The organism is Nitrospirota bacterium (assembly GCA_016214855.1).
Lineage (GTDB): Bacteria > Nitrospirota > Thermodesulfovibrionia > Thermodesulfovibrionales > UBA6898 > UBA6898.
Map to the genome: position 1 here is coordinate 144,225 of JACRMT010000013.1, position 21,397 is coordinate 165,621.

General features: G+C 49.9%; 27 protein-coding genes. 10 read left to right on the forward strand and 17 right to left on the reverse strand.

The window, feature by feature from the left end:
* Positions 1 to 14 precede the first annotated feature (14 nt).
* The 5 genes from coaBC to HZB62_12395 form a co-directional block, all read right to left on the reverse strand.
* Entirely contained in the window at positions 15 to 1,196 is a 1,182-nt protein-coding gene (gene coaBC / locus HZB62_12375) for a bifunctional phosphopantothenoylcysteine decarboxylase/phosphopantothenate--cysteine ligase CoaBC (GenBank protein ID MBI5075947.1), read from the reverse strand.
* Complete coding sequence (rpoZ, locus tag HZB62_12380) at positions 1,177 to 1,602, reverse strand: DNA-directed RNA polymerase subunit omega (protein ID MBI5075948.1); 426 nt, start codon at positions 1,600 to 1,602, stop codon at positions 1,177 to 1,179. The genes coaBC and rpoZ overlap by 20 nt, the downstream gene beginning before the upstream one ends.
* Positions 1,603 to 1,608: 6 nt before the next feature.
* On the reverse strand, positions 1,609 to 2,226 hold the full coding sequence (gmk, locus tag HZB62_12385) for a guanylate kinase (GenBank protein ID MBI5075949.1): 618 nt from the start codon (positions 2,224 to 2,226) through the stop codon (positions 1,609 to 1,611).
* Positions 2,213 to 2,497 (reverse strand): DUF370 domain-containing protein, encoded by a 285-nt coding sequence (locus HZB62_12390; protein ID MBI5075950.1) that lies wholly within the window; start codon positions 2,495 to 2,497, stop codon positions 2,213 to 2,215. Before HZB62_12390 ends, gmk begins: the two co-directional genes overlap by 14 nt.
* A 93-nt stretch (positions 2,498 to 2,590) precedes the next feature.
* On the reverse strand, positions 2,591 to 3,436 hold the full coding sequence (locus HZB62_12395) for a YicC family protein (GenBank protein ID MBI5075951.1): 846 nt from the start codon (positions 3,434 to 3,436) through the stop codon (positions 2,591 to 2,593).
* 134 nt (positions 3,437 to 3,570) lie between these two features.
* Here HZB62_12395 and HZB62_12400 point away from each other — a divergent pair, with 134 nt between their 5' ends.
* From HZB62_12400 to HZB62_12425, 6 genes are read left to right on the forward strand one after another with little or no spacing between them, the layout of a single operon-like run.
* Positions 3,571 to 4,146 carry a 2-oxoacid:acceptor oxidoreductase family protein gene (locus tag HZB62_12400; GenBank protein ID MBI5075952.1) on the forward strand — a complete coding sequence of 192 codons (576 nt, stop codon included), beginning with the start codon at positions 3,571 to 3,573 and terminating at the stop codon, positions 4,144 to 4,146.
* Positions 4,143 to 4,436 (forward strand): 4Fe-4S binding protein, encoded by a 294-nt coding sequence (locus HZB62_12405; protein MBI5075953.1) that lies wholly within the window; start codon positions 4,143 to 4,145, stop codon positions 4,434 to 4,436. Before HZB62_12400 ends, HZB62_12405 begins: the two co-directional genes overlap by 4 nt.
* Complete coding sequence (gene porA, locus HZB62_12410; protein MBI5075954.1) at positions 4,437 to 5,615, forward strand: pyruvate ferredoxin oxidoreductase; 1,179 nt, start codon at positions 4,437 to 4,439, stop codon at positions 5,613 to 5,615.
* A 1-nt stretch (position 5,616) separates the two neighbouring features.
* A complete protein-coding gene (locus HZB62_12415; GenBank protein MBI5075955.1) occupies positions 5,617 to 6,549 on the forward strand; it encodes a pyruvate ferredoxin oxidoreductase in 933 nt (310 codons plus the stop codon).
* 35 nt (positions 6,550 to 6,584) lie between these two features.
* Complete coding sequence (locus HZB62_12420) at positions 6,585 to 7,076, forward strand: roadblock/LC7 domain-containing protein (protein MBI5075956.1); 492 nt, start codon at positions 6,585 to 6,587, stop codon at positions 7,074 to 7,076.
* Positions 7,077 to 7,089: 13 nt separating this feature from the next.
* Positions 7,090 to 7,677 carry a GTPase domain-containing protein gene (locus HZB62_12425; GenBank protein ID MBI5075957.1) on the forward strand — a complete coding sequence of 196 codons (588 nt, stop codon included), beginning with the start codon at positions 7,090 to 7,092 and terminating at the stop codon, positions 7,675 to 7,677.
* Here the strand turns inward: HZB62_12425 and HZB62_12430 are convergent.
* From HZB62_12430 to rnhA, 5 genes are all read right to left on the reverse strand, one after another.
* Positions 7,674 to 9,020, reverse strand: coding sequence for a hypothetical protein (locus HZB62_12430; GenBank protein ID MBI5075958.1), 1,347 nt, complete (start codon positions 9,018 to 9,020; stop codon positions 7,674 to 7,676). The genes HZB62_12425 and HZB62_12430 overlap by 4 nt on opposite strands.
* A gap of 9 nt (positions 9,021 to 9,029) precedes the next feature.
* Entirely contained in the window at positions 9,030 to 9,887 is an 858-nt protein-coding gene (locus tag HZB62_12435; protein MBI5075959.1) for an SPOR domain-containing protein, read from the reverse strand.
* A gap of 120 nt (positions 9,888 to 10,007) precedes the next feature.
* Positions 10,008 to 10,481 (reverse strand): hypothetical protein, encoded by a 474-nt coding sequence (locus HZB62_12440; GenBank protein ID MBI5075960.1) that lies wholly within the window; start codon positions 10,479 to 10,481, stop codon positions 10,008 to 10,010.
* 1 nt (position 10,482) lies between these two features.
* Complete coding sequence (locus HZB62_12445; protein MBI5075961.1) at positions 10,483 to 11,736, reverse strand: U32 family peptidase; 1,254 nt, start codon at positions 11,734 to 11,736, stop codon at positions 10,483 to 10,485.
* On the reverse strand, positions 11,733 to 12,215 hold the full coding sequence (gene rnhA, locus HZB62_12450) for a ribonuclease HI (protein MBI5075962.1): 483 nt from the start codon (positions 12,213 to 12,215) through the stop codon (positions 11,733 to 11,735). Before rnhA ends, HZB62_12445 begins: the two co-directional genes overlap by 4 nt.
* 84 nt (positions 12,216 to 12,299) lie before the next feature.
* Here rnhA and HZB62_12455 point away from each other — a divergent pair, with 84 nt between their 5' ends.
* Together HZB62_12455 and HZB62_12460 are read left to right on the forward strand one after the other, a co-directional pair.
* Complete coding sequence (locus tag HZB62_12455) at positions 12,300 to 12,548, forward strand: DUF2007 domain-containing protein (GenBank protein ID MBI5075963.1); 249 nt, start codon at positions 12,300 to 12,302, stop codon at positions 12,546 to 12,548.
* Between the two features lie 2 nt (positions 12,549 to 12,550).
* Complete coding sequence (locus HZB62_12460; protein MBI5075964.1) at positions 12,551 to 12,967, forward strand: hypothetical protein; 417 nt, start codon at positions 12,551 to 12,553, stop codon at positions 12,965 to 12,967.
* Between the two features lie 143 nt (positions 12,968 to 13,110).
* Here the strand turns inward: HZB62_12460 and xerD are convergent, their stop codons facing one another.
* The 5 genes from xerD to HZB62_12485 form a co-directional block, all read right to left on the reverse strand.
* Positions 13,111 to 13,992: a site-specific tyrosine recombinase XerD gene (xerD, locus tag HZB62_12465; protein MBI5075965.1), complete on the reverse strand. Its 882-nt coding sequence runs from the start codon at positions 13,990 to 13,992 to the stop codon at positions 13,111 to 13,113.
* Positions 13,970 to 14,752, reverse strand: a complete 783-nt coding sequence (locus HZB62_12470) for a ribonuclease H-like domain-containing protein (protein ID MBI5075966.1) — start codon at positions 14,750 to 14,752, stop codon at positions 13,970 to 13,972. Before HZB62_12470 ends, xerD begins: the two co-directional genes overlap by 23 nt.
* Positions 14,753 to 14,755: 3 nt before the next feature.
* Positions 14,756 to 15,331, reverse strand: coding sequence for a cytochrome C (locus HZB62_12475; GenBank protein ID MBI5075967.1), 576 nt, complete (start codon positions 15,329 to 15,331; stop codon positions 14,756 to 14,758).
* Between the two features lie 206 nt (positions 15,332 to 15,537).
* On the reverse strand, positions 15,538 to 16,257 hold the full coding sequence (locus HZB62_12480) for a tRNA1(Val) (adenine(37)-N6)-methyltransferase (GenBank protein MBI5075968.1): 720 nt from the start codon (positions 16,255 to 16,257) through the stop codon (positions 15,538 to 15,540).
* Positions 16,258 to 16,259: 2 nt separating this feature from the next.
* Complete coding sequence (locus HZB62_12485) at positions 16,260 to 16,898, reverse strand: HAD-IA family hydrolase (protein ID MBI5075969.1); 639 nt, start codon at positions 16,896 to 16,898, stop codon at positions 16,260 to 16,262.
* 227 nt (positions 16,899 to 17,125) lie between these two features.
* Here HZB62_12485 and HZB62_12490 point away from each other — a divergent pair, with 227 nt between their 5' ends.
* A complete protein-coding gene (locus tag HZB62_12490) occupies positions 17,126 to 18,259 on the forward strand; it encodes a hypothetical protein (protein MBI5075970.1) in 1,134 nt (377 codons plus the stop codon).
* Positions 18,260 to 18,404: 145 nt separating this feature from the next.
* Positions 18,405 to 19,493 (forward strand): alanine dehydrogenase, encoded by a 1,089-nt coding sequence (gene ald, locus HZB62_12495; protein ID MBI5075971.1) that lies wholly within the window; start codon positions 18,405 to 18,407, stop codon positions 19,491 to 19,493.
* Positions 19,494 to 19,534: 41 nt separating this feature from the next.
* Here ald and HZB62_12500 read toward each other — a convergent pair whose 3' ends face one another.
* Both HZB62_12500 and atpD read right to left on the reverse strand, forming a co-directional pair.
* Positions 19,535 to 19,948, reverse strand: a complete 414-nt coding sequence (locus HZB62_12500) for a F0F1 ATP synthase subunit epsilon (protein ID MBI5075972.1) — start codon at positions 19,946 to 19,948, stop codon at positions 19,535 to 19,537.
* A gap of 2 nt (positions 19,949 to 19,950) precedes the next feature.
* A complete protein-coding gene (gene atpD, locus HZB62_12505; protein ID MBI5075973.1) occupies positions 19,951 to 21,372 on the reverse strand; it encodes a F0F1 ATP synthase subunit beta in 1,422 nt (473 codons plus the stop codon).
* Positions 21,373 to 21,397: the final 25 nt, after the last annotated feature.

Consider the following 21,397-nt stretch of genomic DNA (forward strand, 5'->3'; position numbering starts at 1 on the left):
AAATGGAGATAAAGTCAAGTTTTGATAGCAAGATAGCGGTCCAGTATGGCATCGGCAATATCGTCTTTGCTCATGAGTTCGGTCTGCGTTAAACTGTTCTTATCGATAATGCTCACCCTGTTCGTTTCAGTTTCAAACCCTGCCCCTTTTTCAGTAACATCATTGAAGACGATCATGTCCATCTTCTTTCTCTTCATCTTATCCCTGGCCCGGTCGATCCTTCTGCCGGTCTCGGCGGCAAACCCGATGATAAAAGGCCTCTTTTTCCCTTGTGCAATACGGCTCACAATGTCCTCTGTCGGGGTTAATGAAAGAGATGACAGCTCCTTTTTCTCTACCTTCACCTTTGACTGTTTAGCTGGCCTGAAGTCTGCTACGGCAGCTGCCATGATCAGGGCAGAAACGCCTTTATCCGTTTCTTCCCTGACTGCAGACAACATCTCATCCGAAGTTTCAACCCCTCTGAAGATTACACCCTGCGGGCTATCGAGGGATGTGGGGCCGCTGATCAGCACAACCGACGCGCCGCGATTTCTGGCGGCCTTTGCAAGGCTGAAACCCATCTTCCCTGAAGACCGGTTCGAAATAAATCTGACAGGATCAAGATACTCGCGTGTCGGCCCTGCGGTCACAACGATCTTCTGCCCGGCCAGGTCCTGCGGAGTTAACGCAGCAATGACTGCATCGATAATCTCCTGCACCTCTGCAAGCCTTCCGGTTCCTTCCTCTCCGCAGGCAAGAGGTCCGCAGTCAGGACCTGTCTGGATAATGCCGAGTGAACGCAGTTTCCTGAGGTTTTCCTGAACAACGGGGTGTTCATACATCTTCACGTTCATGGAGGGCGCAATGATCACAGGACCGCGAAAGGCAAGAAACGCGGTCGAGAGGATGTCGTCAGCTATGCCATTCGCAAACTTGGCAATGATATTTGCCGTAGCCGGAGCGATAACCATGATATCCGCTGCAGCAGGGAGAGAGATATGCGTAAGGGGTTCCTGAAACAGCGAAGTATAAACGGTGTTCTGTGATGCGACCTGCAGAGAAAGAGGGGTTATAAACTGCTGGGCTGCCCCGGTCATCATAACCGTGACCGAGGCGCCTTTATCCTTAAGTCTCCGGGCAAGCTCTGCAGCCTTGTACGCTGCAACACCGCCGGATACGCCGAGAAGGACTGATCTATTCTTCAGGTTCGTCAGCTGCTGGTTCCTTTTCCTTTTTGCCGCCGAAAAGTTCGTCAAAGGCCATTTTGTCAAAGCCCCCGGTCCCCTTCTCCTTCTCGTGGAGGTAGACCTTCAGGTCCTTTTCAAGCTCGGTCAGATCCTCGCCTGCGGCAATCTTCCTGCTCTCTTCAAGAAGCTTCCGGTAATCAAGCTTTCCTGCCTTTTCCATGGCTATCCTTGCCTCTTCACCGGTGATGAATTCAAGTTTGTCCTGTACTGCTTCTTCGATCGCAATCGTGGTAACCTTTTTCGATTTTGTTATGATTCTCGGCTTTGCTCCGAGGGAAAGTTCCTTCGCCCTCTGGGTGGCAATGCTTACAAGCCTGAATTTGCCATCGATCTTCTTATGATCAATCTCCGCCGGCAGGGAAATAATGTCCATGAATGTTTACCTCCTGATGATATTTTTCTCGATCCACGCTGAATCTTTTTTTGAGCTCCGCTGGCTCTCTGCCACGATGATAGACTCGAACTTGCGGAGAGAGCTCTTCAGCCGGTCGTTTACTATAACATAATCATACATCTTATATGCCCGAATTTCCTCACTGGCCCGTCTCAATCTTCTCTCCATGTCCTCTTTGGTATTGCTCATTCTCTTTTCAAGACGGTCACGCAGTTCGGTCATGGAGGGAGGGAGAATAAAAATAAAGACACCGTTGCCATAGGTCTTCCTGATCTGTTCAGCACCCTGGGTGTCAATATCAAGAATAACGTCAAAGCCGTCATTGATGATCTTTTCGAGCCGCTTCCGCGATGTACCGTACAGGTTGCCATGCACCTCTGCCCACTCCACAAACTCGCCCTTGCGGATCATTCCCCTGAACTTTTTTTCACTGACGAACGAATAGTCCTCGTTGTCAACCTCTCCCTGTCGCGGCAATCGTGTGGTATAGGAGACAGAGGTCTTCACGGTATCCATGGCTGCCATGATCTTCTTGCAGATCGTTGTCTTTCCGGCCCCGGAAGGCGCCGACACGATGAACAGGCTCCCCTTACTCTTCTTCATCGCCACTGCCGCCCCTGCCTTCGAGGAATCTCTGTGTAATCGTCTCGGCCTGAAGAGCAGAAAGGATAATATGGTTGCTCTCCGTGATAATGATCGATCGTGTACGCCTTCCCTGTGTAGCATCAACGAGTTTGCCGGCTTTCTTCGCCTCTTCGCGGATACGCTTCATGGGAGCAGAGCCCGGGGTTACGATCGACACCACTTTGGCCGACGCAACGACATTTCCAAACCCGATATTGACCAGAACCGGACTGATATCATTTTTTTTCATACAAACCCCTCATTTCAAGACTAAGGTCAAGGCTAAGGTCAAGGCTAAGGCAAGAATCGGATCCCAACCTTAGCCTCAGCCTGCACCTGCTTCTCACTGTAAGTTCTGCACCTGCTCCCGGATCCGCTCTATCTCTGTCTTCATGTCAACTGCAAGCCGCGAAATACCGTAATCAGCAGACTTTGACGACATCGTATTGACCTCACGGTTCAGTTCCTGAACCAGGAAATCGAGCTTTCTACCGGCGATGTCACTGCCGAGCAGCTCCCTGAACTGCTGAATATGGCAATCCAGCCTCGCCGTCTCTTCCGCAATATCGACCTTGCTTGCAAGGATCGCGATCTCCTGCTGCATCCTCACCGGATCCATTTCATTGTTCCCGAGCAGCACCTTCAGTTTATCCTGCAGCCTCGCACCGGCTTCAGGCATTGCCTTTGCGATCAGAGACTTCATCTCCCTGTTCATCGCTTCGAGGGAATCAACGAGCCTGAGGAGTTCCTCGGCAAGCAACTGACCTTCCCTGCCTCTCATGACCTGCAGGCTGTCAACGGCCTCATCAAAAATCCGCTGCACTTCCTCTATATCAAAGGAAACGTCCGTCTCCATGAACTTGTCATGAAAATATGCCATGCTGTTTATGTCCAGCGTACCGGGCATCCGGAACTCCTCCTGAATGGCACTCAGTGCATTGAATATTCTGCCGGCCGCCACATTATTTACCTTAAGATCAGCAGCAGCCTCGCCGTTGATCGATATCGATACGTCGAATTTCCCGCGGTTAAAACGGCTCCGGAGGATGTTTCTGAATGTCATCTCATGCTGGTTCAGAAATGACGGCGCCTTGATATAGATATCCAGGAAACGCTGGTTCAGGGATCGAATCTCAACCCTGCACCCGGCTTTCTCTGCGCTTCCGAACCCTGTCATACTCTGTGCCATAGCGATCATAACTATAAAACAGCTCACCGGATAAGGTCAAATACAGCTATAAGTTATTGCAATACTTAAATATATTGAAAATTCAAAACCAAATGCTATAAAATCTAAATTCATTTCATTGAGCGGAGGAAACTATGGCTGAAACAGTTGAGATAAGATGGCATGGAAGAGGCGGCCAGGGCACAGTAACAGCAGCAAAGGTGCTGGCAGACGCCTGCCTGAGCGGCGGAAGGCATGTGCAGGCCTTTCCCGAATACGGACCTGAACGTGCAGGAGCTCCCCTGAGGGCATACAATCGCATAGCTTCAACGGAACTGAGGATGCACTGTCCTGTGCTTGAGCCTGATGTTGTAGCTGTTGTCGATGCGACGCTTCTTGACAGCATCAATATTACAGAAGGCGCAAAGGAAAACACGATCTTTGTCATCAACACCACAAAGGATCCCAAGGATATCAGGGCCAAACTTAATGCAGGCCCGAAGCAGCGCGTAGTAACTGTCGACGCCACAAAGATCGCCATTGACTGTTTTGGCAGGGCCATGCCGAATTCTCCGATGCTCGGGACAGTATGCAAAGTAACAGGCCTGGTGCCGCTTGAGCATCTTCTTGATGACGTCAGGAAAAGTTTTGGCAAGAAATTCTCCCAGAAGATCATAGATGGAAACCTTGAGGCAACCACAAGGGGATATCAGGAGGTAAAAGAAGGATGAAAGCAAAAGGATGGAGAGAACTGCCGCCCGGGTCAGTTGTACTTGAGGGTGGCAGCGCGGCCAAGTTCAAGACAGGCTCCTGGAGGGCCTACAGACCTATATGGAAGGAAGAGAACTGCATACAGTGCCTCTTCTGCTGGATCTACTGCCCTGACATGTCCATTAAGGTCAAGGACGGGAAAAGGGGAGAATTTGACTATGATTACTGCAAGGGATGCGGCATCTGCGCCCTGGAGTGCCCTGGCAAAAAAGGCCAGAAGGCCATTGAAATGGTAGAGGAGGGCAAGTAGATGGCAAAGGTGGTAGCAGTTACCGGAAATGAGGCCTGTGCAAATGCGCTGCGTCAGGTGAATCCTGATGTCTGCGGCATCTATCCCATTACGCCCCAGACAGACATGATGCAGAGGTTTGCATCGTTCATAGCTGACGGCAAGGTTGACACTGAATCAATCCTGGTCGAGAGTGAGCACAGTTCCATGTCAGCCTGTATCGGCGCTGCCGCAGCAGGCGGCAGAGTCATAACAGCAACATCTTCCCAGGGCCTCGCGCTTATGTGGGAGATGCTCCATATCGCGTCAGGGGACCGGCTGCCGATCGTCATGCCTGTTGTAAACCGCGCTCTTTCAGCGCCTCTGAACATTCATGGCGATCACTCTGATGCCATGGGAGCACGCGACACAGGCTGGATACAGCTCTGGTCTGAAAATGGTCAGGAGGCCTATGACAATACCATCCAGGCCTTCAGGATCGCAGAGCATATGGATATCAGGCTGCCGATCATGGTCTGTCTTGACGGATTTATCATCAGCCATTCGATAGAAAGGCTGGAATATCTTGAGGACAAACAGGTAAAAGATTTTGTCGGGCCTTTCCGGAACTTCCTGCCGCTTCTGGATCTTGCGAAACCGAAGAGCTATGGTCCTCTTATCCTCACCGACCTCTATCACGAATACAAGCGTGCGCAACATGAGATCATGACCAAGGTAAAAGACGTTGTGCTCGATGTCGCAAAGGACTTCGAGAAGATGAGCGGCAGGAAATACGGCATATTTGAGAGCTACCGGCTCGAAGACGCTGACGTAGCGATCGTGATCCTGAACTCTGCAGCAGGAACAACAAAGGACGTGATCGATCAGTTCCGGGAAAAAGGCATCAAGGCCGGACTGCTCAAGCCGAGACTCTTCAGGCCTTTCCCTTTCGCCGAGATCGCAGATGCGCTCAAGAATGCAAAGGCAGTCTGCGTCATGGACAGGGCAGACTCATACGGCAGCTACGGTCCGCTCTTTATGGAAGTGGCCTCAGCGCTCTACCCGCTCGAAAAGAAGCCGCTGCTCATGAACAAGATCTACGGCCTTGGCGGAAGGGACTATCTGCCTTCCCATGCTGCTCAGGTGCTTACAGAGCTCAATGAGATCGCAAAGAGCGGCAAAGTGAACGTGCTCAAAGAATACATAGGAGTGAGGGAATAACATGGCTACACCACTTACGTTAAAAGAGCTTTCAAAAAAAGAGGACCGTTTCACCCACGGCCACAGAATGTGCTCGGGGTGCGGCGCTCCTGTTGTTGTAAAGATCGCCATGATGGCGACCGAGTATCCTGTTATTGTCTCGAACGCAACCGGATGCCTTGAGGTTTCATCCTGCATATCCGAGTTCACTGCATGGAACGTGCCCTGGATCCATACGGCCTTTGAGAATGCAGCAGCCACACTCTCAGGAGTAGAGACGATGTACCGCTCCCTTAAGAAGCAGGGCAAGTTTGACCAGGAGGTCAAGTTCATCGCATTCGGCGGCGACGGCGGCACGTATGATATCGGGTTCCAAAGCCTTTCCGGCGCCATGGAGCGCGGCCATGACATGATCTACATCTGCTATGACAACGGCGCATATATGAACACCGGCATACAGCGTTCAAGCGCAACGCCGCTTGGCGCTGATACCACCACATGCCCTGCTGGTTCCGTGATACCGGGTAAACTCCGCAACAGGAAGAACCTCACAAAGATCATGGCAGCACACGATATCCCCTATGTTGCCCAGGCATCACCTTCACACTGGCAGGACCTTTTCAAGAAGGTGCAGAAGGCGCATGAGATCAAGGGACCGAAGTTCATCAATGTCATTGCTCCCTGCAACCGTGGATGGCGCTCAAAGACAAACGATGCCATCCAGCTCAGCAGGCTTGCGGTCAACACCTGCTACTGGCCGCTCTATGAGATTGAAGACGGGGTGACCAGGATAACAGTAACGCCGAAAGAGAAGATCCCGGTTGCAGAGTTCATGAAACCGCAGGGAAGATTCAAGCATCTTTTCACCCCTGAGAACGAGGGGCTGCTTCAGCGTGTCCAGGAGGAAGTTGACAAGGAATGGGCAAAATTACTGAAAGAGGCAAAAACAGATTGATAAAAGCCCGTCTTTATGATATTTTCTAAGGTGTTATGAGCTCAGACCTGGTAATGTATGAAGAGGAGTTCCAGAAAATCGATGAGGAACTTCAAAAGCTGTTTCAGCAGGCCAGCGCAAAGGTAGTATTTCTTGTCGACAAGAACGGCCAGCTGATCGCGTCAGCCGGCGATACGCGTGAGATCGATACCACTTCGCTCGCCTCACTTACCGCAGGTAACATTGCTGCAACGGGCGGCATTGCCCGCCTGCTGGGCGAGAAGGAATTTACGATCCTTTTCCACGAAGGAGAAAAAGACAACATCCATATATCCCTTATCGGCCAGAGGGTCATCCTGGTTGTTATCTTTGACAAACGGTCATCCCTCGGCCTTGTAAGACTCCGCGTCAAAAAATCATCAGAGGCGCTTGTGAAAATTTTTGGTGATATCACGAGCAAGGCTGAAAAAGAGAAGAGCGAAGGCAAACTCGATGAATCTCCTTTTGCTGAGATCAGCGATGAGGATATCGACAATCTGTTCAAGTAGGTGTGCTAATTAAGTGTCCTTTATAAACTACGCTTCCCGAGAGATCAACTGCAAGATCGTCTATTATGGTCCAGGCCTTTGCGGCAAGACCACAAATCTGCAGTATGTGTATAAGAAGACGAACCCTGATCAGAAGGGCAAGCTGATCTCGCTTGCTACCGAGACCGAGCGCACCCTCTTCTTCGACTTTCTTCCTCTTGCACTTGGCGATATCAAGGGCTTTAAGGTACGCTTCCATCTCTATACGGTCCCGGGGCAGGTCTTTTATGCGGCAAGCAGAAAACTGATCCTGAAGGGCGTTGATGGTGTTGTCTTTGTTGCTGACAGCCAGATCGAGAGGATGGAAGCGAACATCGAAAGTCTTGAAGACCTGCGGATCAACCTTGCGGAACAGGGATATGAGCTGGACAAGCTTCCTTACACGGTGCAGCACAACAAGCGCGATCTCTCAAATGTTGCTCCTGTCGAAAATATGAACAAACTTCTGAATCCCCGCAATGTTCCCTCCTTCGAGGGATGCGCTGTCACCGGAGTGGGGGTGTTCGAGACCCTCAAGAACGTGGCCAAGCAGGTCCTGATAGAACTGAAGAAGCACTATTAACCTTTTCCGAGTTTTTTCGAAATCTCTTCCGCAAAATCTGATAGGGAATCATCCCTCGCTCCTAAGACCACATACGTGTCATATTCACCAAAAACGTCAAAAACAGTATCCCTATCGATAACAGCAAGTGCATCCATGCCCGAGGCCTTTATGGGAGCCGCAATGTCCGCGCTCGAAATATCCTTTGCTGCCGTGCCGCCTGCATAAAAGATCGGCAGAACAATAAGCCGGTCCGTATCCCGCAGACGATCAATGAATGCTTGTATATACCCGTCCTTCATGAGCCTTGTCGGTCCGAACCCATGGGGCTGGAAGATATAGCAGACTTTTTTGCTGATCCCCTGCATGGTCTGCATAAGACTCTGGATCTTGTGAGGATTGTGGGCATAGTCGTCGATAACAAGATGCCTGCCGTTGTTGAGATGAATATCGAAACGTCTCTCAATGCCAATGAAATCCGGGAGCACAGCCGCAATCTCCTTCAGCGCTATGCCGGTTTCTGCGAGGAGTGCTATACAGGCAAGGGCATTATAAAGATTATGCCTGCCGGGAAGAGAGAGCATAAAGTCCTGTCCGTAAACACTGAACGTCGTATTCAAGGGGAGATACCGGATATCCACAGCCTGATAGTCAGAGGCTTTATCTATTGAAAAAGTGACAGCGTTTCTGATCTTGCAGAGTTTAAGATTCCAGTCATCTGCATTCAGGAGAACGATGCCTGAGGTATTGTCAGAAAGTATTTCGAACATCACGCCGGTCTCTGCAATAGCATGATGGTCAAGATCAAGATTCAGGAGAACAGTATGTTCCGGCAGGTAGTTTACAATACTGCCGTCAGACTCACAGGCTTCGATAACGAGCTGCTCAGAATTACTTGCCAGATAATTCCCGGGATTCTTCTCTGTCCTGAACTGCTTCACTCTGCCCCCGCCGATAAAGTTCGGCTGCATGCCGAGGCGATGCATAAGGAAGGCGAGCATGCCGGAGGTTGTGGACTTTCCACTCGTTCCGGCAATCGCGATTGTTTTGTATTCCGACACGATCTCAGCGAGGTATTCCGGCCTGGTTTTTATTAATAGGCCAATCTCCTGCGCCATCAGATAATCAGGATTCGACCGTTCAACCGCAGTGCTAAAGACCGCAAAGTCCAAGGTGCGATCAAAACCTTTACCATCCTGCGTAACTATCCTGATATGGTTTGCTTCCAATCTCTTTTTGACAGGGTGATCAGGGCAACTATCGAAAAGACGATCAGAGCCGATAACCACATGACCCCTATCCGCCATAAAACCGGCAATAGCTGATACGCCGCTGCCAGCGATGCCGGAAAAGAATATATTCAAGCGCACTTACTACTGTTTGCGGACAATGGCCTTCACACCCTGCTTGCCAAGAGCATCTGAGCCCTCAACCGCCTTCTTGTGACTGCTATAACTTCCAACGGTCACCCGGTACAGAGTCCTGTTCTGGGCATCTGCCACCTTCCTGATCACCGGCGTGAAGCCTTTCTGCCTGATCTTTTGGGCGACCGCTTTGGCATTCTTTTCATTTTCAAAAAGACCGGCCTGTACATAATAAGCCCCCTTTCCTTTTGGAGCAGCAAGATCCTCTTTATTAACAGCCGGTTTCGGCGATAACAACTTCTTCTCTTCCGGTTTTACGGCTGCTGCAGAAGCTGCTGTTTTTTTAGATTTCTCAGCCTCAGGCTTTTGAACTGGTTCTTTCCTGGCCTCCGGTTTTGGAAGGGACTCCTGAGGTTTCGCGTCCTTTGCCTGTGCTGTTTCAGTTTTTAGCGGCTCAGTCCTGACCGGTATCTCCGGGATCACATTTGGTTTTTCTGAAGGTATCGCAGCTGGTACCGGCGCAGGAACCAATGCAGGCTCAGGGAGGGTCTTGACGATCTGTTTTTCAGCAGGAGCTTGCTTGCTGCCGGCAGTAAAAAAGAAATATCCTCCGACACCAAGCCCGATCCCCACTACAATAGAAGCTGCAATCAGAAGTATTCGTCTGACCGGACTTGCCGGCTTTTCCTCTTCATAGGAGCGATCAACGTCATCTTCAGGAAAACTATCTTCTTCGTATTCCTCCTGTTGAGCTTTGCCCCTATCCCCGGACTTATTCAGTTCCTCTCCAAAGATATCAGATTCATCGGTGAACAGGTCCCTGTCTTTATCTTCTTTCCTGTCAAAAGGATTCTCTTTATCCGTCATATTGATTCCCCCTCTTTGGTCATTTCATTATATGGTTCCTCTGTAATAATCGGTCTGCCTCTTCTTCCTGAACAGGTTCGCCGACCGACTCGATGACAGATGCAGGCGCAGACTCCCCGGTCATCTCCTGAACTCAAGTTTCTTGATCTGTTGCTCCATATCAGAAATCTTTCCCCGCTGATTATACAGGATTATAAAGAAGAGAACATAACCGGCAATAGGGATAATGCTGAAGTACATAACGTAGGTTGGAAGCAGGGAATGCTGCAGGATCTCTACAAATTCAGACAGACCTGATTTCAGCGCAATGAAGATAACCGCACAGAAGAGAAAAATGAACTGCAGAAATTTAAGGAACTGCTGGATACTCCCTTCCTGGCCCCTGAGAGCATTAAGTTCCTTTTTCTTCAGATCAAAGACACAGCTCGCGCATTCCTTTCTGCCGGGCACACGGTGCCTTCTGCAGAGATTGCTCTTTTTACACCGCGGGCATACAAAGCTCTCCTGCTCGTGCACATAGTTATCGCAGACAGGACATCTTGTCATTACACTGCTTTCATCAACAAAATCTTTTTTTAAGCGTATTTTTTCCATATTAGCCGCCCCGTACAGACATAGGTTCACCCTTCTGTGCAGACCTGAAATCCTTCTGCCTCCGTATCAGATCCTGTTCCCTCGCCTCTTCAGGAACTTTCATGAATATTATATCCTCATTCCGTGCAGATACAAGCTCCTTCCTCTCTTCATCTTCCATTGTTTCGACAGGGAAAAGCTTCTCTTCAATGCCGGGAGAAAGGTATTCAACAGAATCCCCCCGGTCAAGTCTGTTTCTCAGGCCAACCTTTGCAAGTGTTCCCTTCTTTTCAAGAATGATGCCGACGAACTCATGGCTCATGCGATAGCTTTCGCCATCGAAATTATAGGCTTCGTCAGGCTGCCTGCCAAAAAACATGCCTGTGGTGTATCCGCGGCTGCTGAACATGGCGAGTTCTCTGGCCCAGCGGGGATTCACCTGATATGCATGATCGTCAGCGATCTGATCCATCGCCTCCCTGTAGACCTTGGTCACCCCGGAGACATAATTTATGCCCTTCATCCTGCCCTCGATCTTGAAGCTGTCAATGCCCGCATCTGCGAGCAAAGACAGATGTTCTATCATGCAAAGGTCTTTTGAGCTCAGGATATACGTTCCCCGGTCATCTTCGAAAACAGGGAAATGCTCGCCAGGCCGCTTTTCTTCCATCAGGGTATAACGCCACCTGCATGAGTTGGTGCATTCACCCGTATTTGCACTGCGCGATGCAAGAAAGCTGCTTATATAACACCGCCCTGAATAGGAAAGGCAGACCGATCCATGGACAAAGACCTCAAGTTCAACAGATACCTTCTCACGGATCTGTTGAATCTCATCAACAGAAAGCTCCCGGCTGAGGATAAGTCTTTTTGCTCCGAGATCCTGCCAGAAACGTGCAGATTCGGCATTCGTGATATTCGCCTGGGTGCTGATATGGATATCGATCTCCGGAGACTTATTTCTGCAGAGCCTGAAGACACCGGGATCTGAAAGGATGACCGCGTCGGGTCTCACGCCATTGAGGAGATCAAAATGCTCTTCCATGTCGCAAAGGTCCCTGTTGTGGGGAAAAATATTCATGGTCACATATGCTTTTTTGCCTTGCTCATGCACATAAGCCACCGCCTGACCAAGCTCTTCTCCCTGGAAGTTACCTGCCTTACCCCTCAGGCTGAAACGCGAGTCGCCGAGATAGACGGCATCTGCGCCATAGTGAAGAGCAGTTTTTAATTTTTCAAAGTCACCGGCAGGCGCGAGAAGCTCAGGCCTTTTCATGCGGGAGACCTATCTGCTGCCAGAGACCGCTTATGGCTCTTGATCGCACGGAGGGCAAGAATGTCGCAACGCTCATTTTCAACATGGCCATTATGGCCCTTTACCCAACACCATGTTATATCGTGGGGCTCAGCAGCCTTGAGGAGTCTCTCCCACAGGTCCCTGTTCATAACGTCTTTCTTCTGGGAATTCTTCCATCCTTTTTTTATCCAATCGTTGATCCACTCGGTCATGCCCTTCACCACGTAGCTTGAATCTGTGGTTATCTTCACCCTGCAGGGGACTTTTAGCGCCTCAAGGGCCGTTATTACACCCATAAGCTCCATCCTGTTGTTCGTGGTCATGCCTTCTGCATCTGAAAGCTCCTTCTCTTTTGCATCAGAGCGCAGAATCGCTCCAAAGCCACCCACGCCGGGATTTCCGCTGCACGCGCCATCAGAAAAAATCTCGACAAAGGGTACTTTTTTCTCTTTTTTCATGTTGTTATTTTACCCTTTTTCAGACCCTCATTGCCAAACGAAGATGTATTTTGACTTATTTATCCTCATTCTTTATCCTAATGCATGTCAGAAGATTGGACAACACTGCTCGTGACCTATGACCAGCTTGAGGCAGAGATGATTAAGGATCTGCTCGAAAGCGGTGACATCACGGTTGCGCTCAGATCTGCAAAAGTAAGTCCCTATCCGGTAAATGTCGGCAAGATGGGCGAAGTAAAGGTCATGGTGCGGTCGATCGATAAAGACGCTGCAGAAGAAGTTCTCAGAAAGTTTCGGGAAGAGGCCGGAAGCCTGGATGAGGAGTCAAGCTGAGCATGGCAGAGACTCTCGACGAACTGAAAAAGCAGGTCTTCTACGACATGCTGAATATCGTTGGGCGGGTATTCATCGCAGTAAGATACGGCAAGGATGTTGTCATCGGCAAGAGGGGTTTCCTGCCCGAGGAGAGGGAAAAAGGTCTTGTCCTCGTCTTCAATCAGAAGATGAACTTCACCTGGGATGATCTCGGCATTACAACAACCCTTGCTTTCGGCACAACGCCTGAAAAATGTTTCATTCCGCAGGAAAGCATCACTACTATATTCTCACCCGAGCTTAATGCCCAGTTCTCTGCCTTGTCTAAAGAGGGAGAAGATACAAGAGAACCACAGGCAAAAATGAAAGCTCCGGAGAAAAAGACCTCTGCAGATAAAAAAGTGATCAACGTAGATTTCAAGAAGAAAAAACAGTAACCGTTTTCAGCAATACGCCACTCAAAAATCTCCCCTCACCCCTCTTTGCCAAAGAGGGCCATGATACCTCCCTTTAGCAAAGGGAGGATAGGAGGGATTTAATAATTGTCTTCATGTTTTTGAACTGCCTTCTGCTTACTTTGTTATGCCCTCGGATGAAAGGTCTTGTATACTTTCTTGATCCTGTCGGTGGTTACCTTCGTGTATATCTGCGTTGTTGATATATCCGAGTGGCCAAGCATCTTCTGTAAGGACCTGAGGTCTGCGCCGCCCTCCAGAAGATGGGTTGCAAAGCAGTGTCTGATCGTATGCGGCGAAAGTTCAATGCCTGCCTGCCTGCCGATCGCCTTTAAGGTCTGCCAGAAGCGCTGCCGGGTCATGGGCCTCCCGTTCCTTGTCACAAACAGATAGGGGGACTGTCTCTTCTTCAGTATCCCCGGACGCTCCTTTTCAGAATAGGCCTTAATCTTCTCAAGGGCCCGCAGATTAACCGGAACAATACGCTCCTTTGATCCCTTGCCGAGCACTCTGATGAACCCTGCATCAAAATGAATATCCCCGATCTTAATGTTCACGAGTTCGCTCACCCTGAGACCCGAAGAATAGAGCAGCTCAAGCATGGAAGAATCCCTTAATGCGGTCTTGACTGAGAACGTAGCATCAAGCAGATCTTTTACATCAGATACGCTCAGGGCCTTTGGCACCCTCTCCCACTTTTTAGGTGTCTGCAGATTCTCGGTCGGGTCGTCCTGAATATCCTTTTCAAGAAGTAGGAACCTGTAGAAGGCTTTGATGGAGGAAATATATCTGCAGACCGTTGAAATGGTGTACCCATCGCTTCTCAACAGCTCAAGAAAATTCAGGACATCCGGCTTACCTGCCTTGACCGCTTTCCGTCCCTGACCGTTCATAAACAGGAGATATTTATTCAGGTCTGTTGCATAGGCGCTGACCGTGTTTCTTGAAAGGCCTTTTTCTACAGAAAGGTACGTAAGGAAGAGATCAGGCAACTCCGCAGGCAAGATATTCCTCTATCCCGGTTGCACGTCTCAGCCGCTCGTAAAGCATCGGTGCCATCTGCATAAGATTAACGGTATCTTCACGGTTGTAGCATATCAGGCGGTCAAGAGCTTCGGAAGATCCTGCCCTGGCCTGCTCCCACATCTTGACCGCATCATATCCATCGAGCCCCTGAACAGATCCGTCCCGCTGAATGCCGAAGTCATGTTCAAGCTTCTTCAGCCCTCCCTTGATGCCGAGCCTCTTGGCGGCAAAACAGAGATCAAAATGGGGCATCGGAAACTCTATGCCGCGAAACGTCTGCTGCAGAAAGGGGACGTCAAAGACTGCGCCATAAAAGGTTATGAGGCATTTATAGTTGCGGAGCTCCTCGTTGAGGGCCTCGGTCGTAAGGTTCTCTCCCCTGACAAAAGACTTATAATCATATCCGTCATAGAGACCGACCACCGTCACATAGCCGCCGCTGTTGTACTGCAGGCCGTTCGTCTCGATATCCAGACAGACGGCTTCCCCCCTGAATGCCTCAAAGAGCCGCCATTGCTCGCGACGCTGTACAGCCCTGCTGAAATAGGCCGCATTGCGGGTCTTCAGCGCAGACTGAAAACGGAAGAGACTCTCATCAAAGAGCCTCTTCCGTTCAGGACTGAATATCTGCAAATTATCTGCACCAATGAAGTCATCCCATGTCAGGATGCCTTCCTTCCAGAGCTTTTGCTCTTTCTTCTCGCCAATACCGTCAAGGATGCAGAAACTGTTTTCTATCATTCATTACTTCTTTCCCGAAGCAGCAGGCATCGATGCCGGTGCTGATGATGCAGAGGATTTTCTCTCGTCCATGCTGTTGAAGATCTTCATGCTTTTTACCGAAGATGGATCAGCCTTGGAACTGTGGCACATGCCGCAGAAATCTCCCATTTTCGCACCACGGGCTGTATCCACTCTGAGATATTTATGGTTCGGATTGGATGGATGAGGATCGTGACAGCCAACGCACTCGAGCTTGCCCTCCCTCAAGAGCATATCAGGCACATTTGCCACCTTTGCATTCGGCGTCACATTAAACGGATGACTGTGGTTCGCTTCAATCGGTGCAATACCCATCCCGCCCTTTTCTATGGTCTCATGGCAGCCGAGACAGAGCGCGGTCGTGCCGGAAAAAGGCTGTTTTGTCCTCGCATTCATCGCTTTCTTGTTGGGCTCTACAGCAAAAATAAGTTCACCCTTTGCCGTATGAATGCCATGGCATCCAACGCAGTTCAGTCCATCATGAGCCCCGGCAGCAAAGACAAATGCCGGCACAGCAAGAACAGCGATAACAACCCCCAAAACTCTCAACAAACCCATATGCATCTCCTCCTTGAAAAAAGTTTCTTTATTATACTGAATGGCGCCATGATCTTGCCATTAATTCTGCGATTGCATGTAACTCTTCAGTTAATCGCGGAAGAATCATAACCCCTCCTCACCTCCTCTTGAGGTAAGAGGGGGAAGGCCAACAGCAGGTGCTTTAGGCAGGGCGTTATGATCCCTTGTCCACTGAAGCCGCTGTGTCATCTGCCGTCTCCATACATTGCACTTACTTCGGCCGTATAGGAGCCGTCGGCATTGTATATAAAGAGAGGCCTTTCGATCCTGGCGCCTGGCCTGGACTCCTTGACCGCCTCGATCAGAACGATCTTGGACCCTGCGCCAGGATCATTATGGACAAATCTGATCCTTTTTGGTTCAAGACGGCAGGATCTGAGGGCATCAAATGCTTCAGGAAGCCTTTCAGGATGGTAGATCATAAAGAAACGCCCCTTTGCCTTAAGCAGATATGAGGCGGCCTCCGCAAGCTCTTTGATCTTGAGTGCCAGTTCATGCCGGGCAATGGCCCTCTCCTGGCCGATACTGAGCTTTCCTGTTGCCGGTTTTCTGAAGGGTGGATTTGATACCACAAGATCCTGGGTCATGGGATCACAGTTCTCCTTTAGATGCCTGATATCAGAAAGAACTGCCGTCACTCTCTCGTCGAGATCGTTGATCGTGACATTCTTCACTGCCAGGCGGTACAGAGACTGCTGCAGCTCGACCAGAGTGACTTTGGCCTTTGGATATTTACGGGCAAGGAGCAGCCCTATGATGCCGGAGCCGGTCCCCAGATCAGCAATATTCCTTGCATAGCGCATATCAACAAAGGTATACAGAAGAACGGCGTCGACCGAGAAACGATACCCTTCCTTATTCTGATAGACCTTTATGTCCCGGATACCGTCAAGCGTTGTTTCCATTATCATCTTCCCGCCAATACCACGGAGACGTCAGGGAACGCATCGATAACAAGATCAGCATCCTGAAGAAGACTGACATCCCGGAAACCATAGGTCACGGCGCAGGTCATGGTACCTGCTGCCTTGCCTGCCTCGATATCAACGTTGCTGTCTCCAACGATCACTGTTTCTGCAGGCTGGCAACAGAGCATATCCATCACCTTCATAAGCGGTCCTGGAGAAGGCTTTTTCTCACCAACACTATCGCTTCCGAGCACAGCATCGAAATACTGCAGAAGCCCGAGTTTCTCAAGTACCATCCTTGAGAGGAATTCCCTCTTGTTCGAGATCACGGCTTTTCTGTAGGAAGACAGATCTTTCAGCGTCTCGGCAACCCCGGGATAGGGCACGGTAAAATCGACAAGGTGATCTGAATAATGGGACATGAACCTGTCAAGGACCAGTGATTGAAAGTCACGGCGGTCAGGTCCCAGCAGATTTTCTATGAGTTTTGTAATGCCTTCGCCGACAAGACTTCTCGTCTGAGCTGCTGTCAGTTTCTTTATCGCACAGGGCTCGATGGCATAATTCAGTGCATTGGTAAGATCCATACTCGAATCGACCAGCGTTCCGTCAAGGTCAAAAATGATCAGCTTCAGCATAACGTATGGATTATACCGGAATAGCACGCGTTGTTGCAGGTGAATTGCCAGGTTTCAAAACTTCCTAACTATCAATCTATAGATTTATTTTATTGGTAAATTATAATTATGAATATGGTAAGATTTCGTGTTTATTGATATCAAGACAGGGAACAGAAAGGAGGCATTCAGCAGCACCAGTGTTTCGCTCAAAAACAGGAGAAAATATCATAACACAGGGGAATCAAATGAAAAAAACGTTGACCATTCTTTTAGCAGTAGCACTCCTCTCGTCAGGATACCTTGCCTTTACCGCATCAGGCGTCTTCTCACAATCTTCTGTAATGGCTTCAAAAAAGAATTACGCAGCAACGATGTATATAGCAGGCATGGGCGGACACTTTGCCAAGGCTGATATTGCGATCGATCCGAACAATGCTGATGATCCGATCAAAGTAACGGCTCTCGACAGGGTTGTTATCGGCGACAAGACAACGCATCCCACGCACGATGCCCGCATTGATGTGAACGATCCGAATATACTCTTCTGGTCAACCTACACACTTGACCCCAACAAAAAAATGCATGTGGGCAAGACCGACCTGAAGACAGGCAATGTTATCCTGGATGTCGCACTGGACCCTGACAAGAGGGCGCCCGGAGAAAAACCGCCCTTGTATTGCGCATCAGGGCAGTCAAAGAAATATTATATGCCGGTCTTTATGGGCGCTGAGGGATTCATCGATATCTTTGACAAGAAGACTCTGCAGCACAGGCACCGCATGTTCGTGAGCGATATCGGCTATTCTCTTGGATCGTATGTATTTGTCCACGGCATCAACTCAAATGACATGAAAAAATTCATCATTTCAATAAACCAGAAGGGCGAGGACGGAAAGGCGAACGGCAAGGTTGACTTCATCCTTGTAGATCTGCCCTCTCTTGAAAAGGGGAAATGGAAGGTTCTGAAGAAGAACACTCTGACCGGCGAGCCAGGCAAGACCATCACCTTCAGACAGTTCTTCAGCAAAAATGATAGGTATATCTTTGAATCTGCTGGCGATCGCTTCTGGCTTATAGACGCCAGGACCCTCAAGCTTGTTGACGAAAAGATGACCGTTGGCCAGAACCACGACGCAATGCCGACTTCAGACGGCAAATATGCGGTTCTTACACTCAGGACCAATACCGAAGGCTGTGACGCTGACGGCAAGGCCATCGCAGGAAAGACCATTACCGATGGGACCCTCCAGGTCTATGACGTCGATGCCAGGAAAGTAATCGGCAAGACCGTCTCTGTCTGTGTGGACTGCCATAAGGGCATTGGTCTTGGCGACAAGAGCGCCATCCTCTGCGGCATAGACGGCAACTGGAAGAAATAAGTTATTGCGGGCAATGCAGAGGATAAACTGCATTGCCCGTCTGCATTCCCTCTATCTTTCCGATCCTTCCCTTTATTTGGCAGGTCAGCACAGGATGGTGCTCATGCGATTATGATACAATTTAGGAAGTAAGGGGAGGATCCATATGATCGTCGGCATTCCAAAAGAGATAAAAAAAGAAGAATATCGGGTGGCCATCACATCTGCCGGAGCTGCAGAACTGAAAAAGAAAGGTCATACGGTCCTCATCGAAAGCGGGGCAGGAGCAGGCAGCGGATTTTCTGATGGCCAGTATCTGCAGGCAGGTGCTGATGTCCTTGACCGGGAAGCAGTCTTCGCCGGGGCAGATCTTATCGTAAAGGTCAAGGAACCCCTTGCACCAGAATATGACTTTCTCAGGGATGGTCAGGCTCTCTTCACGTACCTGCACCTTGCACCGAACAGGGAACTCACAGAAGTTCTCCTGAAAAAACATATCGCAGCTTTTGCCTATGAAACCCTTGAGAAGGACCATACGCTTCCCCTGCTCATACCGATGAGCGAGGTTGCCGGCAGAATGGCTCCTCTTATGGGAGCGTTCTTTCTTCAAAAGTTTCATGGAGGAACAGGCCTGCTTCCTTCCGGCATAGAAGGCGTCAGACCGGCAAAGGCTGTCATTCTTGGCGCAGGCGTTGTCGGGACAAATGCGGCTCGCACGGCTTACGGCATTGGCATGGATGTGATTGTTCTCAACAGGGGCATCGAACGGCTCCAGAAGATCGATGAGATGTTCATGGGCAGGGTAAAGACTCTTTCTCTCACCAGCGGAAATATTCAGCAAGAGATTAAAGATGCAGACATTGTTGTCGGTGCGGTGCTGATACCAGGCGGGAAAACTCCTGTTCTCATAAGCAGGGAGATGCTCAAAACCATGAAAAAGGGAGCGGTGATCGTTGATGTTGCCATTGACCAGGGAGGCACTGCAGAGACCTCCAGACCTTCAACTCATGACAAACCGGTCTATGAAATCGACGGTATAATCCACTACTCGGTCGCAAATATGCCGGGAGCGTATCCGAGGACCTCAACATTGGCGCTGACCAACGCCACCCTGCCCTATATCAAGATGATAGCTGATATAGGCATTGAGAAAGCATCAGACAATCCTGTTCTGATAACCGCCTTAAATACCTATGACGGCAAAATAGTGCATCCGGTGATTGCTGCGGCCATGCATACAAACAAAAAGGGCTGACCATCAGGTTAGCCCTTTTACCCTTGCCGAATCTATACTGTTTATTTCATTCTTCTGACTTCTGCTATCTGCATCCTGGTCACAGCCCGCTCGATTGCAGCCTCTGCCCTCTTGAAATCTATTTCTTCAGCCTTCTTGAGCCGTTCCTCAGCCCTCTTCATGGCTGCCTTTGCGCGTTCGATATCGATCTCATCAGACCGTTCAGCACTGTCAGCAAGGATGAGTACCTTGTCCTGACCAACCTCTGCATATCCCCCGTTCACAAAGAAGATCTTCATCTCATTCCCTGTTTTGCAGGTGAGCATGCCGATCTTGAGGATCGTCACAAAAGGCACATGACCGGGCAGAACACCAAACTCGCCCTCACTGCCGGTCGCCGTTACTTCATCTATCTCTTCGCTGAAGACGAGACCCTGTGGCGTCACTATCTCAAGAAGAAGCTTTCCCTCAGCCATTCTTACCTCGACCAGCCCAGCTTCCGTGCATTGTCTTCAACTTCTTCAATGCCGCCGCACATGTAGAATGCCTGTTCAGGGACATCGTCATACTGTCCGTCAACAACTGCTTTAAAACCCTTGATGGTATCTGCGACCTTTACATATTTTCCTGGTCTGCCGGTAAAGACTTCTGCAACGCTGAAGGGCTGACTCAGGAATCTCTGTATCTTTCTTGCCCGTGAGACTATCAATTTGTCGTCTTCAGAAAGTTCTTCCATACCAAGGATCGCAATGATGTCCTGAAGTTCCTTGTACCTTTGAAGAATTTTCTGTACGCTCCGTGCTACCGCATAGTGCTCCTCACCGATAACCTTGGGATCAAGGATCCGCGATGTCGAGTCCAGGGGGTCAACAGCCGGATAGATACCCAGTTCTGAGATCTGCCGTGAGAGAACAACGGTTCCGTCAAGATGAGTAAATGCTGTCGCAACAGCAGGATCGGTCAAGTCGTCAGCAGGAACGTAGATCGCCTGCATGGAGGTGATTGCGCCCTTCTTGGTGGTCGTGATACGCTCCTGAAGGATACCCATGTCAGTACCAAGTGTCGGCTGATATCCGACAGCAGAAGGCATTCTTCCAAGAAGCGCTGAAAGCTCAGCGCCGGCAAGCGTATATCTGAAGATATTATCGATGAAGATCAGAACGTCCTGGCCCTCATCACGAAAATACTCTGCTGCGGTCAGCGCAGTAAGTGCAACTCGTGCTCTTGCTCCGGGCGGCTCGTTCATCTGACCGTAGATGAGGGAGACTTTCTCAAGAACGCCTGAATGCTTCATTTCGCCATACAGGTCATTGCCTTCACGGGTTCTCTCGCCGACACCGGCAAAGACCGAGACGCCGCCGTGCTTCATGGCGATGTTATGGATCATCTCCATGATAACAACGGTCTTGCCTACACCTGCACCGCCGAACATACCCATCTTGCCGCCTCTGACAAACGGGACCAGAAGGTCAAAAACCTTAACACCGGTCTCGAACACCTGTGTGACAGGCTCCTGAGATGCAAAATCAGGCGCAGGACGGTGAATAGGAAGCCTTTTCTCAGATTTGACAGGCCCCAGTTTATCAACAGGGTCGCCGACAACATTCAGGATCCTTCCGAGTGCACCCTTGCCTACCGGCACGGTGATCGGCAGTCCTGTGTCCACTGCTGCCATACCTCTTACAAGGCCGTCAGTCGCCTGCATGGCGATCGTTCTGACCTTGTTGTCGCCAAGGTGCGAAGCAACCTCAAGCGTGAGATCAAAGTCAGGGATACCTTTAGATACATCACCCTTCTGTTCGACCTTGATCGCATTCAGGATATCGGGCATATGGCTTTCGAATTCGACGTCCACGACAGCGCCGATAACCTGCGAAATCTTACCTGTATTGTTGCTCATGCTTGTACCCCCGGGTGTATAGTCA

What these genes read in the sequence shown, in the direction of transcription:
- rpoZ (MBI5075948.1), bottom strand. Translation starts at nt 1,602, where the DNA reads ATGGACATTATTTCCCTGCCGGCGGAGATTGATCATAAGAAGATCGAT.
- gmk (MBI5075949.1), bottom strand. Translation starts at nt 2,226, where the DNA reads ATGAAGAAGAGTAAGGGGAGCCTGTTCATCGTGTCGGCGCCTTCCGGG.
- HZB62_12390 (MBI5075950.1), bottom strand. Translation starts at nt 2,497, where the DNA reads ATGAAAAAAAATGATATCAGTCCGGTTCTGGTCAATATCGGGTTTGGA.
- HZB62_12395 (MBI5075951.1), bottom strand. Translation starts at nt 3,436, where the DNA reads ATGGCACAGAGTATGACAGGGTTCGGAAGCGCAGAGAAAGCCGGGTGC.
- HZB62_12400 (MBI5075952.1), top strand. Translation starts at nt 3,571, where the DNA reads ATGGCTGAAACAGTTGAGATAAGATGGCATGGAAGAGGCGGCCAGGGC.
- HZB62_12405 (MBI5075953.1), top strand. Translation starts at nt 4,143, where the DNA reads ATGAAAGCAAAAGGATGGAGAGAACTGCCGCCCGGGTCAGTTGTACTT.
- porA (MBI5075954.1), top strand. Translation starts at nt 4,437, where the DNA reads ATGGCAAAGGTGGTAGCAGTTACCGGAAATGAGGCCTGTGCAAATGCG.
- HZB62_12415 (MBI5075955.1), top strand. Translation starts at nt 5,617, where the DNA reads ATGGCTACACCACTTACGTTAAAAGAGCTTTCAAAAAAAGAGGACCGT.
- HZB62_12420 (MBI5075956.1), top strand. Translation starts at nt 6,585, where the DNA reads ATGAGCTCAGACCTGGTAATGTATGAAGAGGAGTTCCAGAAAATCGAT.
- HZB62_12435 (MBI5075959.1), bottom strand. Translation starts at nt 9,887, where the DNA reads ATGACGGATAAAGAGAATCCTTTTGACAGGAAAGAAGATAAAGACAGG.
- HZB62_12440 (MBI5075960.1), bottom strand. Translation starts at nt 10,481, where the DNA reads ATGGAAAAAATACGCTTAAAAAAAGATTTTGTTGATGAAAGCAGTGTA.
- HZB62_12445 (MBI5075961.1), bottom strand. Translation starts at nt 11,736, where the DNA reads ATGAAAAGGCCTGAGCTTCTCGCGCCTGCCGGTGACTTTGAAAAATTA.
- rnhA (MBI5075962.1), bottom strand. Translation starts at nt 12,215, where the DNA reads ATGAAAAAAGAGAAAAAAGTACCCTTTGTCGAGATTTTTTCTGATGGC.
- HZB62_12455 (MBI5075963.1), top strand. Translation starts at nt 12,300, where the DNA reads ATGTCAGAAGATTGGACAACACTGCTCGTGACCTATGACCAGCTTGAG.
- HZB62_12460 (MBI5075964.1), top strand. Translation starts at nt 12,551, where the DNA reads ATGGCAGAGACTCTCGACGAACTGAAAAAGCAGGTCTTCTACGACATG.
- HZB62_12470 (MBI5075966.1), bottom strand. Translation starts at nt 14,752, where the DNA reads ATGATAGAAAACAGTTTCTGCATCCTTGACGGTATTGGCGAGAAGAAA.
- HZB62_12475 (MBI5075967.1), bottom strand. Translation starts at nt 15,331, where the DNA reads ATGGGTTTGTTGAGAGTTTTGGGGGTTGTTATCGCTGTTCTTGCTGTG.
- HZB62_12480 (MBI5075968.1), bottom strand. Translation starts at nt 16,257, where the DNA reads ATGGAAACAACGCTTGACGGTATCCGGGACATAAAGGTCTATCAGAAT.
- HZB62_12485 (MBI5075969.1), bottom strand. Translation starts at nt 16,898, where the DNA reads ATGCTGAAGCTGATCATTTTTGACCTTGACGGAACGCTGGTCGATTCG.
- HZB62_12490 (MBI5075970.1), top strand. Translation starts at nt 17,126, where the DNA reads ATGAAAAAAACGTTGACCATTCTTTTAGCAGTAGCACTCCTCTCGTCA.
- ald (MBI5075971.1), top strand. Translation starts at nt 18,405, where the DNA reads ATGATCGTCGGCATTCCAAAAGAGATAAAAAAAGAAGAATATCGGGTG.
- HZB62_12500 (MBI5075972.1), bottom strand. Translation starts at nt 19,948, where the DNA reads ATGGCTGAGGGAAAGCTTCTTCTTGAGATAGTGACGCCACAGGGTCTC.
- atpD (MBI5075973.1), bottom strand. Translation starts at nt 21,372, where the DNA reads ATGAGCAACAATACAGGTAAGATTTCGCAGGTTATCGGCGCTGTCGTG.